The sequence below is a fragment of the Azonexus hydrophilus genome, assembly GCF_038368255.1.
Classification (GTDB): domain Bacteria; phylum Pseudomonadota; class Gammaproteobacteria; order Burkholderiales; family Rhodocyclaceae; genus Azonexus; species Azonexus hydrophilus.
Window position 1 is genome coordinate 2,586,646 of the sequence record NZ_CP151406.1, and the last position, 16,553, is coordinate 2,603,198.

The 16,553-nt window shown below is 64.4% G+C and carries 14 protein-coding genes; 6 read left to right on the forward strand and 8 right to left on the reverse strand.

The window, feature by feature from the left end; translation table 11 throughout:
• Nucleotides 1-116: 116 nt before the first annotated feature.
• Entirely contained in the window at nucleotides 117-2,111 is a 1,995-nt protein-coding gene (locus AADV58_RS12430) for a sensor histidine kinase (protein WP_341743338.1), read from the reverse strand.
• 64 nt (nucleotides 2,112-2,175) lie between these two features.
• Here AADV58_RS12430 and AADV58_RS12435 point away from each other — a divergent pair, with 64 nt between their 5' ends.
• Entirely contained in the window at nucleotides 2,176-2,910 is a 735-nt protein-coding gene (locus AADV58_RS12435; RefSeq protein ID WP_051295448.1) for a response regulator transcription factor, read from the forward strand.
• On the opposite strand, the gene AADV58_RS12440 is transcribed toward AADV58_RS12435, so the two are convergent.
• From AADV58_RS12440 to AADV58_RS12450, 3 genes are read right to left on the reverse strand one after another with little or no spacing between them, the layout of a single operon-like run.
• Nucleotides 2,907-3,791, reverse strand: a complete 885-nt coding sequence (locus tag AADV58_RS12440) for a radical SAM protein (RefSeq protein ID WP_341743339.1) — start codon at nucleotides 3,789-3,791, stop codon at nucleotides 2,907-2,909. The two genes, AADV58_RS12435 and AADV58_RS12440, sit on opposite strands and share 4 nt — an antisense overlap.
• A complete protein-coding gene (locus AADV58_RS12445; RefSeq protein WP_028995392.1) occupies nucleotides 3,788-4,213 on the reverse strand; it encodes an acyl-CoA thioesterase in 426 nt (141 codons plus the stop codon). Before AADV58_RS12445 ends, AADV58_RS12440 begins: the two co-directional genes overlap by 4 nt.
• A gap of 44 nt (nucleotides 4,214-4,257) precedes the next feature.
• Nucleotides 4,258-6,147 carry an AsmA family protein gene (locus AADV58_RS12450; RefSeq protein ID WP_341743340.1) on the reverse strand — a complete coding sequence of 630 codons (1,890 nt, stop codon included), beginning with the start codon at nucleotides 6,145-6,147 and terminating at the stop codon, nucleotides 4,258-4,260.
• Nucleotides 6,148-6,262: 115 nt separating this feature from the next.
• Between AADV58_RS12450 and chrA the strand changes: the two genes are divergently transcribed.
• A complete protein-coding gene (chrA, locus tag AADV58_RS12455; protein ID WP_341743341.1) occupies nucleotides 6,263-7,447 on the forward strand; it encodes a chromate efflux transporter in 1,185 nt (394 codons plus the stop codon).
• On the opposite strand, the gene AADV58_RS12460 is transcribed toward chrA, so the two are convergent.
• Entirely contained in the window at nucleotides 7,444-8,481 is a 1,038-nt protein-coding gene (locus AADV58_RS12460; protein WP_341743342.1) for a serine endopeptidase, read from the reverse strand. The two genes, chrA and AADV58_RS12460, sit on opposite strands and share 4 nt — an antisense overlap.
• A gap of 88 nt (nucleotides 8,482-8,569) precedes the next feature.
• Between AADV58_RS12460 and AADV58_RS12465 the strand changes: the two genes are divergently transcribed.
• On the forward strand, nucleotides 8,570-9,082 hold the full coding sequence (locus AADV58_RS12465; protein WP_341743343.1) for a GNAT family N-acetyltransferase: 513 nt from the start codon (nucleotides 8,570-8,572) through the stop codon (nucleotides 9,080-9,082).
• A gap of 4 nt (nucleotides 9,083-9,086) precedes the next feature.
• On the opposite strand, the gene nfsB is transcribed toward AADV58_RS12465, so the two are convergent.
• On the reverse strand, nucleotides 9,087-9,740 hold the full coding sequence (gene nfsB, locus AADV58_RS12470) for an oxygen-insensitive NAD(P)H nitroreductase (RefSeq protein WP_281983091.1): 654 nt from the start codon (nucleotides 9,738-9,740) through the stop codon (nucleotides 9,087-9,089).
• 69 nt (nucleotides 9,741-9,809) lie between these two features.
• A complete protein-coding gene (locus AADV58_RS12475) occupies nucleotides 9,810-11,438 on the reverse strand; it encodes a FapA family protein (RefSeq protein WP_341743344.1) in 1,629 nt (542 codons plus the stop codon).
• A 179-nt stretch (nucleotides 11,439-11,617) separates the two neighbouring features.
• On the opposite strand from AADV58_RS12475, the gene parE reads away from it, so the two are divergent.
• From parE to AADV58_RS12490, 3 genes are all read left to right on the forward strand, one after another.
• The gene (gene parE, locus AADV58_RS12480) at nucleotides 11,618-13,567 is read left to right on the forward strand and encodes a DNA topoisomerase IV subunit B (RefSeq protein ID WP_341743345.1); all 1,950 of its coding nucleotides are present in this window, start codon (nucleotides 11,618-11,620) and stop codon (nucleotides 13,565-13,567) included.
• A gap of 83 nt (nucleotides 13,568-13,650) precedes the next feature.
• Complete coding sequence (locus AADV58_RS12485; protein ID WP_341743346.1) at nucleotides 13,651-14,568, forward strand: patatin-like phospholipase family protein; 918 nt, start codon at nucleotides 13,651-13,653, stop codon at nucleotides 14,566-14,568.
• Nucleotides 14,569-14,618: 50 nt separating this feature from the next.
• On the forward strand, nucleotides 14,619-15,656 hold the full coding sequence (locus tag AADV58_RS12490; RefSeq protein WP_341743347.1) for a patatin-like phospholipase family protein: 1,038 nt from the start codon (nucleotides 14,619-14,621) through the stop codon (nucleotides 15,654-15,656).
• 6 nt (nucleotides 15,657-15,662) lie between these two features.
• On the opposite strand, the gene AADV58_RS12495 is transcribed toward AADV58_RS12490, so the two are convergent.
• Nucleotides 15,663-16,529: an EamA family transporter gene (locus AADV58_RS12495; protein WP_341743348.1), complete on the reverse strand. Its 867-nt coding sequence runs from the start codon at nucleotides 16,527-16,529 to the stop codon at nucleotides 15,663-15,665.
• Between the last annotated feature and the right edge of the window lie 24 nt (nucleotides 16,530-16,553).

The following is a 16,553-nucleotide window of genomic DNA, read 5'->3' on the forward strand; positions in this document are numbered from 1 at the left end:
CCTCGATCCTGTTTGTTGGCCTTTGCATGAAAAACTGCAGGCCTCTAGTTAAAGAGGGTATGAAAATCAAGCACGAGAAGGCTCTCAAAAACTCTCGGCGATGAGAGCTATAGATTTCAAGCTATCGGCAACACCACGATAACCCGTGTCCCCACACCGGGTTGGCTTTCGATCTCGATACTACCTTCATGCAGTTCGGCGATGCGCTTGGCCAGCGGTAGCCCCAGGCCCAGGCCGGTATTCGGGGCCGAATTGCTGCCACGCATGAATTTGTCGAAAACATGCGCCAACTCGGTTGCCGGGACGCCACAGCCCCGGTCGCTGACAATCACGCGCAGCACATTGCTCTCATGAAGGAAATCGACACTGACCACACTCTCCTCCGGCGAATATTTCAGGGCATTGGAAAGCAGGTTGCCGAACAGTATCTGGAGCAGCACCGGATCACCAAGCACGACCGTTTCCGGCGCCGGACAGTGGAACAACACCTCGCGCTCGACCCCCTCCAGCAACAATTGCCCTCTGAGGCTGGCGACCAGATCAGTGACCGCAACCGGCTCCCGTTCAAGCGGCAGATCGGTATCTAGCCGGCTGTCGGCCACGCATTTCTCCAGCATTTCGCCAAGACGGCGCGTCGCCTGGCTGATATTACCGCAGCGACTCGCTACCTCGTCCGACAGGGTCGGCAACATGGATATCGAGCGCGCCGAGGCGTCAATGACGGCCAGCGGGGTACGGAATTCGTGCGAGATCAGGCGCACGAACAGTCGCTGCTGTTCGGCCACGCGATGCTCGCTGGCAAGGGCGGTTTCAAGTGCCTGGGTACGCTGAGCAACCTCGCGGTTCAGCCCTTCGGTCGCTCGCCTTTCCGCAGCCAGCGCCTGCTCACGTGCCAGATCGTAGGCCCGCTTGGCGGCGAGTACCCGGTCGTTCACGGTCATCTGCATCAGGACCATGTGTAGCAGACTGCCGATCAGCGGCATGACGGGACCGAGTGCCGGATCGGGCAACCAACCAAGATTACCGAGAATGGAGAAGACGCCGCCCAGCAGTAGCACACCGAAAGCCAGCAAATAGAAACGGGCACCGCGATTGCCGCGAATGGACAACCAGGCGGCAAGGCCGAGGTTGATCGCCATTTCGACGAGAAAGAGCTTCCACAGCCAGGGTTTCAGGCTGTCGGAAAAGCCCAGCGGTACAGCCAGCAAGCCCAGGCCACAGATCAGCAACACTGACGGCAGGTAGACGCGATCAATCCTCGGCACGCTTTCCCAAAGGGCGACAATCTCGCGAAACAGGAAAGCTATCGTCAGCATGACCAGCGGATGAAAAACCGAAACCCATGCTTCGACCCGCAACGGCTCGGCCGGCATCATGACGAAATGCAGCAGGCCTTCAACCAGGAACATCATCCCCGCAAAAACAAGCAGGTTGAGGCTGTAGATCAGGTAGAGACGCTCGCGCAGATACGCAGCCATCAACAGGTTGATCAGGATGATGACCACGATGGCCGTGGCAAAGCCGCTGACCAGCACCATATCGAGTGCTGCATAGCTGGCGAAAGCCGAAGGCTGCCAGAGAGTCAGGCGGGCGGCGCTGCTCGAGGTCGTGTGAACGCGTACGAAATATTCGCTGACGCCTGGCGCCAGGTCGAGAACGAAAACGCTGTTCCGGTTCCGGACCTCACGCCCGGCCCATGGACGGTTGTCCCCCTGCTCGATCCGCTGCCAGCCATCAGCTCCGTGCCGGAAAAGATCGACTTCATCCAGTGCCGGCCGCCTGACCTCCAGCCACCATGAAGAAGGCACATCGGGCGCCCGCTCAACGCTGAAGCGCAGCCAGATCGTTCCCGGGACATAACCCAGGCCGTCGTTGCGATCGATGCTGGAAAATTTTCCATCACGCGCCAATTGCACGATCTCGTCGAACGAACGCTCGTTGCTGGCGTCGTAATAGCGTTGCAGCTTTCCCACCAGGGGCTGCCGCCCCTGTTCGGCGACCAGTTCGACCGAGAGTTCGACTGCAAAAACCGGCCGGACCAGCCAGGTGAGCAATAGCAAGCATGGCCAGAGCAGGAAAAAACGTCGGATATGAGGAAGAATGTTCGTCATCGGATGGATGATAGCCGAGCCATTGCTATACTGTGCCGTCGCTTGAAAACACGCTTGGCAGCCCATGCAGGAACATACCCGGCTTTTCAACATTGCCATTGTCGAGGACGAACCGGTCCTGCGCGACGAACTCGCTTTTCAGCTAGGCCAGTTCGGCCACACTGTCGAAACCTTCGCCTCGGCCGGGCAGTTTTATCGGCACCTAGCAGTCAACCGCGTTGCCGTCGCCATACTCGACATCGGTCTGCCCGACGAGGACGGCCTGTCGATCTGTCGTCATCTGCGCACCCACGACAAGCAGATGGGCATCATCTTCGTCACCGCACGTAGTCAGCGCCAGGATCGTCTGCAGGGGCTGGAGGATGGTGCCGACGCCTATCTGGTCAAACCGGTCGACCTGGATGAGTTGATCCTGACGCTGAATCGCCTGCGTGACCGTTTTGATGGTGCCGGCAGTATGCAAACGACCAACGGCAATTCAACGCTGGCCAACTGGCAACTCAATCTCGACACTGCCAGCCTGATTGCCCCCAACGGCAGCCGCACCGCCTTGACGCTCAACGAACTGCAGTTGATGCGCCAGCTCCACGCCCGCGCCCCGCAACCGTGCACACCAATGGAGCTGGGCCTGGCCATGGGCATGCTGCCCGACGAATTCGACAAACACCGCATCGAGGTCGTGATCAGCCGCCTGCGTAGCAAGATCACTCGCACGACCGGCACGAGTATTCCGATTCGCGCGCATCGCGGCCAGGGCTACAGCCTGAGCGACGACAGCCGGGCCGAAGAGCGGACCTAAAGCCCCCGCGCCCAGGCCGGACGCAGCTTTGCCTCGCCGGCGATGGCCTGGCGCACCTGGGCAAGCAGGCGTTCCTTGTCGGCGCCGAGCGTGCCCTTGAGGATCAGCCAGTTCGACGCGTGATCGGAACGGAAGACGGTGCGCTTCAGTTCCAGCCCATCGAGGAAGATTTCCATCTCGGCGAACAGCTCCGGCTGGGTCAGCGGCTCCCAGCCGGGAAAGCCGGCGCGCAAGCGCTGTTCGCCCTTGGGAAAGCTGACCACCAGCGTCGCCAGGTATTCCGGCTGGGTGGCGTTGGCCAGACGCGCCGAGTTCTCCGCATGCTGGCGCGACAACTCGCGCCCGCCGAGACCGTTGAGGATCATCACCGAGCGGCTGATACCGGCAGCGCCGAGCTTGTTCAACGCGTCGACGGTGCTATCGAAGGTCTCACCCTTGCTGACGGCCGCCAGCACCGCGTCGTCGCCCGATTCAGCGCCGACATAGACCATGGAGAGGCCGGCGGCGGCCAGCTCGTCGATTTCCTGCTGGCTTTTCTTGCGCAGGTTACGCGGCAGGCAGTAGCTGGAAATGCGGCGCACCGCCGGCAGCTGGGTGCGGATCGCTTCGAGCACGGTGAGCAACCGGCGGGTCGGCAAAACCAGCGCATCGCCGTCGGCCAGAAAAACGCGGCGGATGTCGCTACCGTAACGCTCGCCGGTGGCGCGGATGCTGTCCAGTACCTCGGCCTCGTTGCGGGCGCGAAATTTCTTCTGCGGCGCGGTGTACATCTCACAGAAGGTGCACTGGTTCCACGAGCAGCCGTCGGTCACCGGCAGGATCAGCGATTCGGCTTCCGACGGCGGCCGGAACACCGGCTCGACGTAACGTATCGGGATCATGCGCCGACCTTGGCGATGAAGCTGGCCGGCACCCTGGCCTTGCTGCGCGTTGCGTAATCGAAGAAGACGATGCCGTGCTTGCCACGGGCGACTTCGCGGCCGCTGGCCTGGTCATTCAGTTGCCAGAGCAGATCGCAACCGTGTTCGTGGAAGTCGGCGGTGGCAAAGCCGATCACCAGCGTCTCGCCGTGGAAGGCTTCGGACCGGTACTGGGCGGCGACATCGGCGACAATGATGCCCGGTCCGTCCACATCCATTTCACTCCAGCCGAAATGCTTGAAGAAACGCACCCGCGCCTCGGCGACCAGCATCAGCAGCGCGGCGTTGTCGAGATGATGACCGTAATTGATATGCTGGATGTAGATCGGAACCTCGGTCGAAAAGACAAAGGTTTCCGGCAGTTCGATGCGGATGCGGGCCATGGCTGAAAACTTTCCGGCAAAGCCCGCATTCTAGGTCGGAAGACTCATTTCCCGAACAAGCCCTGCAATTTGCCGCCCAGCTTTTCCTGGAGTTTTTCGTTGGCCTTTTGCTTGAGTTCCTGCTTCTTTTCCTCGACCTTGGCCTTGGCCGCATCCTTCAATAGATCACCGACTTCGAGCGAGTACGAGAGCTTGTCGAAGGGACCGCGCAGGCGGATCGGGATGGTGATGCCGCGCAGTTCGGCGAGCTCCTTGCCCTCCTGACCTTGCGCAGTATTAACAACGCTGACCTTGGCCAGGTAGTCGATACGGCTGTTGCCGATGTCGATATCGCCGGCGCCGCCCAGACGCAGCAGCGGCGACTTCATGGCCAGATCATCGTTGCGCGCCACCCCGCCGGCGATCCGGAAAGAAGCGGTCAGTTCGGCGAAGTCGGTCTTTTCCGTGGTGCTGGCTGTGGCGCTTCCGGCTTGACCGGATTTGAGCACGGCCTTGGCGTCGCGCAACATCTTGCCGACATTGACGCCGCGCACCGCGCCATCGCGTAGTTCGAGCGCCGCCTGACCGGCCAGCGCGCGCTTCAGGGCATCGGCGTTGCCCCCGCGCGTACTCACATCGAGTGACAAGCTACCGCGCCCTTCCAGCGGTTCCTTGTCGATCGCGTCCTTCATCAGCTCCCGGATATCGATGTCGGCCAATTTCTGGCGCACCGTGAACACATTGCCGCGCGCATTCACGCCGAGTGCACCGTCGAGGCTGCCGCCGTAGAGTCTGGCGGTCATCGGTGAGATATCCAGTCGGCCGTTGGCTGCCGCGATCCGTGCATCGAGCGCCGACACTTTCAGGCCCTGCGCCTGTAGCTGTCCGATCGCCACCCGGCCACGGAAATTCAACTCGTTGAGCGCCGACAGGTCGATGGCGTCGTCAGCCTTGCCCTTGGCGACGGGGGCCTCGCCACCGGTTGGCGTCGCCTGACCGGCACTGGCGCTGGCTTTTGGCGGCAGATAGCGGTCGACATTGAGTTGATCGACCTTCAGGTCAAAATTGAAAAATAGCGGCGAAAAACCCTCAACCGCCAGTTGCAGCCCGATTTTCGATTCATCGAGCCGGGTGTCGAGCCCCAGGCTGGCGCTCGACTTGGCCAGATCGACAGCCAGTTTGCCGGACAAGGGCAATTTCAGGCTGCGCATCGGCAGCTTGCTGCTGACCAGGCCGAGGTTGCCGGAAAACGGGGTTTCCAGACGCTGCCCGGCCAGGCGGATGGCCGGCATGTCGATGGCAAATTCGAAACTGTCATCGCCGCTGCTGCCGCGCGTTGCCAGCTTGAGCGCGTCAATCGCCAGGGTGGCGGCGGCGCTGTCGGCCTGCAGGCGACCGGTCGAAAAATCAATCGAGGAAAGCTGTGTCGTCTTGCCGGTCGTCTGGTCGCGCCAGGTGAAGCGGGCGTTGCGCAAGGCCAGACCGGCGATGTCCACTTGCAGAGGCTGGCTGCTCTCAGGGGCGGCGGGCTTGGCCTCGCCAGCCGGCTTTTCTTTCTGACCGGCCAGCAGATCGTCGATATTGAGCGATCCGTCGCGTCGCTTGATCAGCGTCAGCGCCAGACCGTCGATCTCGATTTCCCTGGCTTCCAGCCGCCCGGACAACAGCGGCATCACCGCCACGGCGACGCGCAGCGAATCGATGGCGGCAAAATCGGTCTTGCCGTCGGCTTCCGACAGACTGACGCGACCGGCGCGCACCGCCAGTTCCGGCCAGATCGACAGGCCGACCTCGCCACCGATGGTCAGTACCCGGCCAGTCTTGGTGGCTACCTGTTCGGCAATCTGGCGCTTGATCGCCTCGGCGTCGAACAGCGCATAGACAACACCGGCCGCGACGGCCAGCAAAGCGAACAACACGGCGAAAACCACAGCAATCTTGCGCATGACGGACATCGATTCAAACTCCGGATGATCTAGCAGGAACGAGCCTAACAAATCACGCGCCGGCTTGTGTTCGAAAATGTAAACCATCCTGTTTTCTGCAACATTACGTCGCTAAACTGCGCGCATGACGCCTCTCTCTCCTGTCCGCGAAACCTTCCTGATCTTCCTCCGCCTCGGCCTGACTGCCTTCGGTGGCCCGATTGCCCACCTTGGCTATTTCCGCGAGGAATTTGTTCATCGTCGCCGCTGGTTGAGTGATGCCGCCTACGCCGATCTGGTCGCGCTCTGTCAGTTCCTGCCCGGCCCGGCGAGCAGCCAGGTCGGTCTGGCACTCGGCCTGCAACGCGCCGGTTATCGTGGCGCGCTGGCCGCCTGGTGCGGCTTCACGCTGCCGTCGGCGATCCTGCTGATCCTGTTTGCCATCGGTCTGGTCGAATTCGGCGACCGCCTGCCCGGCGGCCTGATCGCCGGCCTCAAGATCGTCGCCGTCGCCGTCGTCGCACAGGCGGTCTGGGGCATGGCCAAGAGCCTCTGCCCGGACTGGCCCCGGCGCGTACTGGCACTAGCGGCCGCCGCCTTTCTGCTCGCCCTGCCGTCGGCCTGGAGCCAGATCGGCGTGATTGTCGTCGGCGGACTGATCGGCTTGAGCCTCAAGCAGTCAGGCGTCGCCGCCCCCGGCGAAGCGCTCGCCGCCGGCATCGGCCGGCGTGCCGCCAGCCTCTGGCTGCTGTTCTTCTTCCTGGGTCTGGCCGGACTGCCGCTGCTGGCGCAGGCCTTCCCCGGACAGGCGCTGGCCATGGTCGATGCCTTCTACCGGGCCGGCGCCCTGGTTTTCGGTGGCGGGCATGTGGTGCTGCCGCTGCTGCAGGCTGAAACCGTCGCTCCGGGCTGGATCGGCAGCGAGACTTTCCTCGCCGGTTACGGCGCGGCGCAGGCGGTGCCCGGCCCGCTGTTCACCTTCGCCGCCTTCCTCGGCGCCGCCGGCAACCTCGCCCCCAACGGCTGGGTCGGTGGCCTGCTGGCGCTGCTGGCCATCTTCCTGCCGGCCTTTCTGCTGGTGGCCGGGGCGCTGCCCTTCTGGGACGCGCTGCACACCAACCAGCGCGCCCGTGCCGCCCTGGGCGGCGTCAATGCTGTGGTCGTCGGCATCCTGCTGGCGGCGCTCTACGACCCGGTGTGGACCAGCGCCATCCACGGGCCGCTGGAACTGCTGCTCGCCGCCCTCGCCTTCGCCGCGCTGATGTTCGGCAAGCAGGCGCCGTGGCGCGTCGTCGCCGGCTGCGCGCTGGCCGGCGCCCTCCTCCTCTAGCTGCGCGCTGCCGCGCCGCAGGCGTGGCAGAAACGGGCGAAGGCGCTCTTGCGTTCGTTACAGGCGGTGCAGTGGTCGAACAGGCAGATGCCGCAGTGCGGGCAGTAATCGATGGCGGTATTGGTCAGATCGACGGCGCGCTCGCAACCGGGACAGACCTTCTTGCCCAGTCGCGCGAGCGCCACGTCGTAGGACAGTTCCTTGCGCCGCTCGACGTCGGGCAGAGCCTCGGCCTGTTTCTGGCGCTCCAGATAACGATTCAGGGCAATGATTGCGTAACGCCCGACCAGAACGGTGAGCACGATGCCGACCACGTAGCGCACCCAGCCGCCGTAGCTCGGGATGTAGGGCACCAGCTCGACGAAGAAGGCAAACAGCGCGAAGTAGATGAAACCCCAGACGAACGGCCACCAGGTACTCTTGCGCTGCTTGGCGAACAGCCAGCCGGCGACCGCCAGCAGCGGCAGGGTCAGCGCCAGGCGGTAGCCGAAGACGCGCAATTCCTGGCCGCGCAACTCGTCGTGATAGCGTTCGCCGGCCGCCTCGCGCATGTCGCTCAGCGCTTGCCGGGCGCGGCTTTCCGCCTGTTGCTGGTCGAGCAGGGCCTGCTGCTGGGTTTGCACCGCTGCCAGCGCCTGGCGCTCGGCAGCTTTCAGGGCATCGAGCTCGCCGGTGCGGGCGATCAGCTCCTGATCCTGCTCGGCGCGTTGCGTGGCCCGCCGGGTCGCCAGCCAGTTGTTGAAGGTGTCGCGGGCCGTGCTCGCGTCCGAACGGGCGATGTTCAGTTTCAGTTGCGCCTGGTCATGCGCATCCTGTGCCGTCTGGCGGGCCTGCTGCGCCGCTTCGATCTCGCTACGCAGACGCTCGGCGGCCGCCTGGTCGAGGAAGCTGTCCAAGGTCAATCGCTGCTCGACGCGCGGCAGGTTTTCAACGATATTGCCGCCCAGCCCGATCAGGAAACTGGCGAAGACCACGGCAACGATCCACAATCCGAAGCGGAACCAGCGTTCCGACCAACGCAGTGCCTTGCTCATCGACGGCGCCTCACGGTGATGAAAAGCGCATGTTACCTGTCGGCGGGCAAATTGACTTCGCCGATTGCCGGCCTAGAATCGCATCCCCATGCAGACCGACCCAATCCACCTTCGCCCCAGCCATCCCGCCGACCTGCCGTCGATACTGGCCGTACAGCGCCTGTGCTACCCGCCGTCGATGAACGAGGATGCGGCAACCTGGCAGCAGCGTCTGGACACGGCAGGAGAATTTGCCTGGGTGGCGGAAAAACACGGGGAAATCTGCGCCTATCTGGCGACCTACCCGTCGCGACTGGGCAAGGTGACGCCGCTGGGCGGCGTTTTCGAGCTGGCCGGATCGGCCGACTGCCTCTATTTCCACGATCTGGCGGTATCGCCCTCAGCTGCCGGCTGCGGCCTGGGCGCGGCACTGGTCGGCCACGCCCTGCAGGCCGCCCGCCAACGCGGGCTGGCACATGCGGCCCTGGTCTGCGTGCAGGCGGCATTCAGCTTCTGGCAGCGCCAGGGCTTCGTCGACCACGACAAGCTTTCGCCAGCGGGCGCAACGGCCCTGGCGACCTACCCCGGGCCGGCACGCTACATGTCGCGGCCGGCCGGCTGAGAACTCAGATTTCGCTGATCACCGAAGCAACCGGCAGACGCGACTTCGGCAACGTGGCGTTGAAATCCTGCGCGCTGCCGTAGCCGAGCGCAGTCAGCAGCACGCAGCGCAGACCCTGGGCTTCGAGACCGAGCGCCGCATCGACGGCGGCGGCATCGATCCCTTCCATCGGGCAGGCGTCGATGCCGAGCGCGGCGGCGCCGAAGAGCAGCGAGCCGAGGGCGATGTAGATCTGCTTCTCGGTCCACCGCGGCAGGTCGTTCAACTGGTCGCGATGCAGCGTGGTGTAGAAGACGCGGGCGTTGTGCTGCATCTCCTTCGCTTCCGGCGTGGCGAAGCGGCCGTCGCGCGTTTCCTGCTCGATCAGGGCCTGCAGGTGGGCATCGTCGAGGTCGCGACGGACACAGAGGACAACCACGTGCGAGGCATTGCGCACCTTGGGCGCGTTGTATTCGAAACGACCGGCCAGCGTTGCCGCAATCTTCTCCTTGCCTTCCTCGGTGCTGGCAATGATGTAGTGCCAGGGCTGCGAGTTGACCGACGACGGCGCGAAGCGCAGCAGCGTCTTCAATTGTTCGATGGCCGCGGGATCGATCTTGCGGGTCGGATCGAAGGCCTTGCAGGTACGGCGGGTGGTGGCGATGTCGGCGATGTTCATGGGTGCTCCTGGTAAATGATCGACAGCTAGGTGTGCGAGATTAGCAGGAAGTTCCCGCAGCGTGACCGATCAGCCTTCCTTGTCGTCAATCGCCATCAATTCGAGGCCGTTGCCGCCCATTCCAACCGCGCAGGCGCCGTGCTCGCCGACCACCTTGTAGCACTGGTTGCCGAGATGCACCTCGACCCCTTCGCACAGCAGCTCTTTGGCCACCACACGGGATTGCTGCGACAGCTCGATCTTGTGGGTCAGCGCATCCTGTTCCTCGCGCATTTCGGCGATCTGCGCCGACAACTGCGCGGCGGTGGCACGCGCCTTGGCGATCATGTCGGGGCGCAGGCGGCCGGGGTTCTTGCCGGCGAAATCGAGCAGCTTGGCGACCTCGAGCAGTTGCGTTTCACGCTCGTCGCGGACCTTGTTCATCTGCAGCAGTTGCTTGTGCAGCAGCGGATTGACGCCGATTGCACAATGCGTCAGCACGCGGTTGGGCGAACCGACAACCTTGCCGGTGATCGACAGCGTCGCCTGCAGGTGACCGCCGATGATGTGGCCGCGCCGCTTGCCGCCGACATTGATGTGGTTGATCGCGGTGAGTTCGCACTGCATCGCCGTATCGTCGATGAAGATGCTGTCGCCCGCCTCGATCCTGGCCTGCTGGGCATAGGCCGAGTGAAAGCTGCCGCCACTGCGGATATGGCATTCCTCGCTGGTCTTGCGCCCGAGCGAACCCATGGCGCCGCCCTTGACGACGATGCTGCCGCCCGCTTCCAGCGTACCCATGTCGACCACGCCGCCGACCTCGATGTCGCCGGAAGCGCGCACCGTCATGCCGGTGCACACATCGCCGGCGACCACGACGCTGCCGTCGAAATCGACGTTGCCGGTGGCGGTCGATACTGTGGCCACGCGATAGACCGGTTCGACCATCATGCCGCCGGCGACGACCACTGGCTGGCCGTTGATTGCCGCCACCAGCAGGTCGGGATTGGCCGGATCGAAGGCGGTACCGGGTAATGAACTGGCGTACATCACCGTCTTGCCCGGCGTCGCCGGGATCGTTTCACCAAGCAGACTGCGCCCGGGCGTGCCGTCGGTCGGCGGATGGCGCAGCATCAGCCAGTCGCCGCTGTGCACGACGAAGATGTCGCCGAGATCGCGGTAATCGGTATGGCCGCTGGCATCAACCTGGGGGCGCCGATCACGGACTTCCGGCAACAGCGATTCGAGCCGTCCATCGGCACCATTCACCGGCGGCACACCACGGGCAATGACGACATGGCTGGCGCTGCCCGCAGCAACGGCGGCTGCGATTGCCGCCATGTCGATGCCTTCGCCGATTCCGTTGTCGGCCAGCAGCGCGAGCACGGCGTCAGCGGTGGCCGCTGCACCGCCCTCGGACGGCACAATGTTCAGCCAGGCTTCGACGCCATCCGGGGATAGCTCGATGCCGATCACGGCATCGATGGCCTCGGCAATCGGCAGCGTACAGGCAACGCCGGCGTTGTGGCTGGCCAGTAGCCCGATGGCCATGTTCGGCAGGTAACGCAGCGCACTCCAGCCTTGCGCAGCCAGAAATTCTCGCAGGCCGGGCTCATCCAGCGGCGGCGCCTCGCGGTCGGTAATGACGGTCGCCAGCAGCTTCTTCGACGCTTCGTCGAAGTGCAGTTGCAGGGCTGGCCCAGTGTTTTCTTGATCCACGGCTTGTCTCCCTCGCTCCCAGGGTAATCGGCAAGTTGTTATTTTTATCTACCATACGCCAATTTTGCGAAATGTGGGAATGTGCAAAAAACCGCGCACAAGTTGGTGTAGCGGCTAAAATCCTGCAGCTTTCCTGGCTGGCACCGCTGGCCTCCGTTTACAGAATCCTTTTCCGCCCGATGACCGACTATTCCGCTGCTTCGATCCGCGTCCTCAAGGACCTTGAACCCGTCAAGGAACGCCCGGGGATGTACACCAGGACGACCTGCCCGACGCACATCGTCCAGGAAGTCATCGACAACGCCGCCGACGAGGCGCTGGCCGGCTTCGCCAAAAAGATCGCGGTGCGCATCGGCGCCGACGGCGTCATCGAGGTGTCCGACAACGGCCGCGGCATCCCGGTCGAAATTCATCCGGAGGAAGGCAAGCCGGCGGTCGAGCTGGTGTTCTGCAAGCTGCACGCCGGCGGCAAGTTCAACAAGAAGGAATCGGGCAACGCCTACCGTTTCTCCGGCGGTCTGCACGGCGTCGGCGTTTCGGTGACCAACGCGCTGTCCACCCGCCTGGAAGTCGAGATCAAGCGCGCTGGCGGCGTGCACAAGATCGTCTTCGCCGACGGTTTCGTTGTCGAGCCGCTGGCGAAAATCGGCGAGGTCGGCCCGCGTACGACCGGCACGACGATACGCATCTCGCCCGACCCCAAGTATTTCGATTCACCGAAGGTCAACCTCGGCCAGCTTGAACACCTGCTGCGCTCGAAGGCCGTGCTGATGCCCAACGTTACCGTCGAACTGGAAATCGACGGCCAGGACAAGAAGGTCTGGTGCTACCAGAACGGCATGGCCGACTACCTGGCCGAAATGATGGCCGGCACGCCAGTGGCGCCGATCTTCGTCGGCGAGAAATATGTCGCCGTGGACAACGGTTTCGCCGTCGGCGAAGGCGCGACCTGGGCGCTGGCCTGGTTCGAGGAAGGCGGCGGCAAGCCGGAAAGTTACGTCAACCTGATTCCGACGCTCGACGGCGGCACCCACGAGGCCGGGCTGAAATCCGGCGTGTTCGAGGCGGTCAAGGCCTTTGCCGAACACCACGCGATCCTGCCGGCGAAAGTGAAGCTGGCTCAGGAAGACGTCTGCGGCAAGATGACCTACCTGCTCTCGGCCAAGGTGCTCGACCCGCAGTTCCAGGGCCAGACCAAGGAAAAGCTGACCAGCCGCGACGCCTACAAGCTGGTCGCCCAGATGGTCCGCGACCCGTTCGAGTTGTGGTTGAACAACCACGCCGACTTCGGCAGGAAGATTGCCGAACTGGCGGTCAAGGCCGCACAGAACCGGCTGAAATCGACGCAGAAGGTCGAGAAGAAGAAATCCTCCGGCATCGCCACCCTGCCCGGCAAACTGACCGACTGCGAATCCGACGACATCAGCCGCAACGAACTCTTCCTGGTCGAGGGCGACTCGGCCGGCGGCTCGGCCAAGCAGGGCCGCGACAAGGAAACGCAAGCCGTGCTGCCGCTGCGCGGCAAGGTCCTCAACACCTGGGAAGTCGAACGCGACCAGTTGTTCAAGAACAACGAAGTGCACGACATCTCGGTGGCGGTCGGCGTCGACCCCCACGGCATCGACCAGCTCGACAGCATTGACCTCTCCGGCCTGCGTTACGGCCGCATCATCGTCATGTCCGACGCCGACGTCGATGGCTCGCACATCCAGGTCCTGCTGTTCACGCTCTTCCTCAAGCACTTCCCGGCGCTGGTCGAGAAAGGCCACATCCACGTCGCCCAGCCGCCGCTGTTCCGCGTCGACGTCGAAGCCCGCGGCCATACGCGCAAGATCTACTGCCTCGACGAAGCCGAGAAGGAACAGACCCTGCACAAGCTGCGCGAGGAAGGCATCAACGAGAACAAGATCACCGTCTCGCGCTTCAAGGGCCTCGGTGAAATGAACCCCGACCAGCTCTGGGAAACCACGCTCTGCCCGGATACCCGCCGGCTGGTGCCGTTCCAGGCAGCGCGCGAGACCCTGGTCGAAATGGCCCGGACCTTCACGCTGCTGATGGGTAAAGGCGAAGCCGCCGGCCGCCGGGCCTGGATGGAGAAGGACGGTGGGCTGGTCGAGACGGATGTCTGAGAGCGCACCGTTACAAAAATCCCCTAAAAAGCGGGTGTGCCGTCAACAGCCGCCGGGCGCCGGGCGGCTATGATCGCGGCACCATGATTTCCGCGCGTTTTTCCGCCTCGTCCGCCAGCCGCCGTGCCTTGCTCCTTGTTGGCGCCTTGCTGCTCTCCGGCTGCATGACCCTGCCCGGCAGCAAGCCCGAACCGGCGCCCGCCCCCATCGTCGTCAGCCCGCCGCCAGTAGCAGCCAAACCGAAAATCGGCCTGGCCTTGGGCGGTGGCGCCGCGCGCGGCTTCGCCCATATCGGCGTGATCAAGATGCTCGAATCGCATGGCATCGTGCCCGATTACGTCGTCGGCACCAGTGCCGGTGCCGTCGTCGGTTCGCTCTACGCGGGCGGTTTCGACGCCTTCGCCATGCAGAAGCTGGCGATCCAGCTCGACGAAACGCTGTTCGCCGACTGGACGCTGCGCGGCCCCGGCCTGCTCAAGGGCGAAGCGCTGCAGTCCTTCGTCAACCAGCACCTCAAACGCCGGCCGCTGGAAAAGCTGAACATCGCTTTCGGCACCGTCGTCACCGATCTCAACAGCGGCGAACGCGTCGTTTTCCGCAGCGGCGACAGCGGCATGGCAGTGCGTGCGTCGGCGGCCGTCCCCGGCGTTTTCCAGCCGGTGGCAATCAACGGCCGGCAATACGTCGACGGCGGCCTGACCAGCCCGGTGCCGGTGCGCGCGGTGCGCGAGATGGGTGCCGATTTCGTCATTGCCGTCGATATTTCCGCGACCGCCGAAGGCCAGCCAGTCGACAGCATGAGCGCGATTCTCTGGCAGACGACGACGATCATGGGCAACGTCATCGGCAAGACCGAACTGGCCGAAGCCGACATCGTCATCCGGCCGCGCCTGCCCTACGTCAAATCCTGGAATTTCGCCGCCCGCCACGAGGCGATGATCGAGGGCGAACGGGCCGCGCAAGCGGCGCTGCCGGCGATCCGCAGCAAACTGCTGCGGTGAACGCCGGGCACGGCTATCATCGGGGCGTCGCCCCAGCGGAGTCCGCACCGATGACCAGCAGTCCCCTGCCCTCCCGGATCAACCTCGCCCTGCAAGGCGGTGGCGCCCACGGCGCTTTCACCTGGGGCGTGCTCGACGCGCTGCTCGAGGATGAATCGATCGATTTCGAAGGCGTCAGCGGCACCAGTGCCGGCGCCATGAACGCCGCTTGCCTCGCCCACGGCCTGCTGCATGGCGGCCGCGAGGGCGCGCGCCGGGCGCTGGCTGATTTCTGGCTGGCGATGGCCGAGACCATGCCGGCGCAGTTCGGCAGCGCCCAGAGCAGCAGCATGGCGCCGGCGCTGAAGATGATGCTGCAATGGACCGATCACCTCAGCCCGGAGCAGTTGAACCCCTTCGACCTCAACCCGCTGCGCGACGTCATCGAGCGCCAGATCGACTTCGCCGGCCTGCGCGCCGCCAGCCCGGTCAAGCTGTTCATCGCCGCGACCCACGCCAATTCCGGCAAGCTGCGGCTGTTCCAGAACCACGAACTGTCGGCCGACACGCTGCTCGCTTCGGCCTGCCTGCCGACCATCCACCGGACCATCGAGATCGACGGCGAACCCTACTGGGATGGCGGCTACAGCGCCAATCCGGCGGTCTTCCCGCTGGTCTATCACTGCCAGTCGGCCGACATCCTGCTGGTCCTGCTGTCGCCGCTGCGTTTCAACGAAACCCCGGCCAGTGCCAAGGAAATCCGCGAGCGCCTGCGCGAACTGGCATTCAACGCCACCTTCCTGCGCGAGATGCGGATGTTCGCCCACCTGCGCGAGCAGATCGCCAGCGAGCAACCGCTGCCCGACTGGCTGCTCGACCGCCTGCCGGTGGCCCGCCTGGAACGCCGCTTCGCCCGCCTGCGCTTCCACGCAATCAGCGCCGACAGCGTGCTCGGCGAACTGCCGGCCGACAGCAAGCTGGCGGTCAACCGGGTTTTCTTCGAAAAATTGCGCGACCAGGGCCGCGCCCACGCCGGCCGCTGGCTGGCCGACCAGCGCGAGGCGCTCGGCCGACGGCCGACGCTCGATCTCGGCGCGCTGTTCTACTGAACCGGGTCAGGCGGCGGCCGGCACCGGCCGCCGGCCAAGCCGGCTGATTCCCAGCGACAGCAGGATGACGCTGCCGCCGAGCGCGATCTTGGCGAGGTCGGCGTCGCGGTTCCAGATCAGCAGGTTGACCAGCAGGCCGAGCGGTACGTGCAGCTCGTTCATCACCGCCAGCGTGCCGGCATCGACGCGGACACTGCCCTTGACCCACCAGAACAAGCCGAGTGCCGTGGCGAACAGCCCCATCCACAGCAGCACGCCCCACTGGATCGCCGTGACCGGCAGCTTGTCCGGGTTGCCGAAGATCAGGAAGGACGGCAGCACGAGGACCAGCGCGCCGAGGAAGAAATGGCCGAAAAAGCGGTACAGCGGCAGCTCGACCGGGTGGCGCAGCAACAGGTGGCGGCACAGCACCTGGCCGGCGGCGAAGGTCGCGTTGGCGATCTGCAGCAGCACGAAACCCCACAGGAAATCGCCGGCCAGCGGCTGCCAGCGGATCATGATACCGCCGCCGACAGCGACCGCGGCGGCGAACAGCGCCCAGCGGTTGAAGCGGCGTTCGAGCGCGTCCTCGATCAGGGTCACGTAGATCGGCGTCAGCACCGTGAACAGCAGCACTTCCGGCACCGTCAGCACGCTGAAGCTGCGGTACAGACAAAGGTAAGTGATGCCGAACTGGAGCGCCCCGGCCAGCCAGAAACCCGCCGCCAGCCGCGCCGGCAGCCCGCGCCAGACGGTGAACGGCAAGAAGATCAGGGCGGCGACGGCAACCCGGGCGAGCACCGCAAAGTCGCTGTCGACCTGGCCGGCGAGATACTGGCCGATCAGGCTGAAGGAAAACGACCAGATCAGGTTGACGATGAGCAGGTAGGACATGGCGGCGGCCGGCGGCAAAAGCGC

Coding starts and splice junctions, on each gene's coding strand:
- AADV58_RS12435 (WP_051295448.1), top strand. CDS start 2,176: ATGCAGGAACATACCCGGCTTTTCAACATTGCCATTGTCGAGGACGAA.
- AADV58_RS12445 (WP_028995392.1), bottom strand. CDS start 4,213: ATGGCCCGCATCCGCATCGAACTGCCGGAAACCTTTGTCTTTTCGACC.
- nfsB (WP_281983091.1), bottom strand. CDS start 9,740: ATGAACATCGCCGACATCGCCACCACCCGCCGTACCTGCAAGGCCTTC.
- AADV58_RS12430 (WP_341743338.1), bottom strand. CDS start 2,111: ATGACGAACATTCTTCCTCATATCCGACGTTTTTTCCTGCTCTGGCCA.
- AADV58_RS12450 (WP_341743340.1), bottom strand. CDS start 6,147: ATGTCCGTCATGCGCAAGATTGCTGTGGTTTTCGCCGTGTTGTTCGCT.
- chrA (WP_341743341.1), top strand. CDS start 6,263: ATGACGCCTCTCTCTCCTGTCCGCGAAACCTTCCTGATCTTCCTCCGC.
- AADV58_RS12465 (WP_341743343.1), top strand. CDS start 8,570: ATGCAGACCGACCCAATCCACCTTCGCCCCAGCCATCCCGCCGACCTG.
- AADV58_RS12490 (WP_341743347.1), top strand. CDS start 14,619: ATGACCAGCAGTCCCCTGCCCTCCCGGATCAACCTCGCCCTGCAAGGC.
- AADV58_RS12485 (WP_341743346.1), top strand. CDS start 13,651: ATGATTTCCGCGCGTTTTTCCGCCTCGTCCGCCAGCCGCCGTGCCTTG.
- AADV58_RS12460 (WP_341743342.1), bottom strand. CDS start 8,481: ATGAGCAAGGCACTGCGTTGGTCGGAACGCTGGTTCCGCTTCGGATTG.
- AADV58_RS12440 (WP_341743339.1), bottom strand. CDS start 3,791: ATGATCCCGATACGTTACGTCGAGCCGGTGTTCCGGCCGCCGTCGGAA.
- AADV58_RS12495 (WP_341743348.1), bottom strand. CDS start 16,529: ATGTCCTACCTGCTCATCGTCAACCTGATCTGGTCGTTTTCCTTCAGC.
- parE (WP_341743345.1), top strand. CDS start 11,618: ATGACCGACTATTCCGCTGCTTCGATCCGCGTCCTCAAGGACCTTGAA.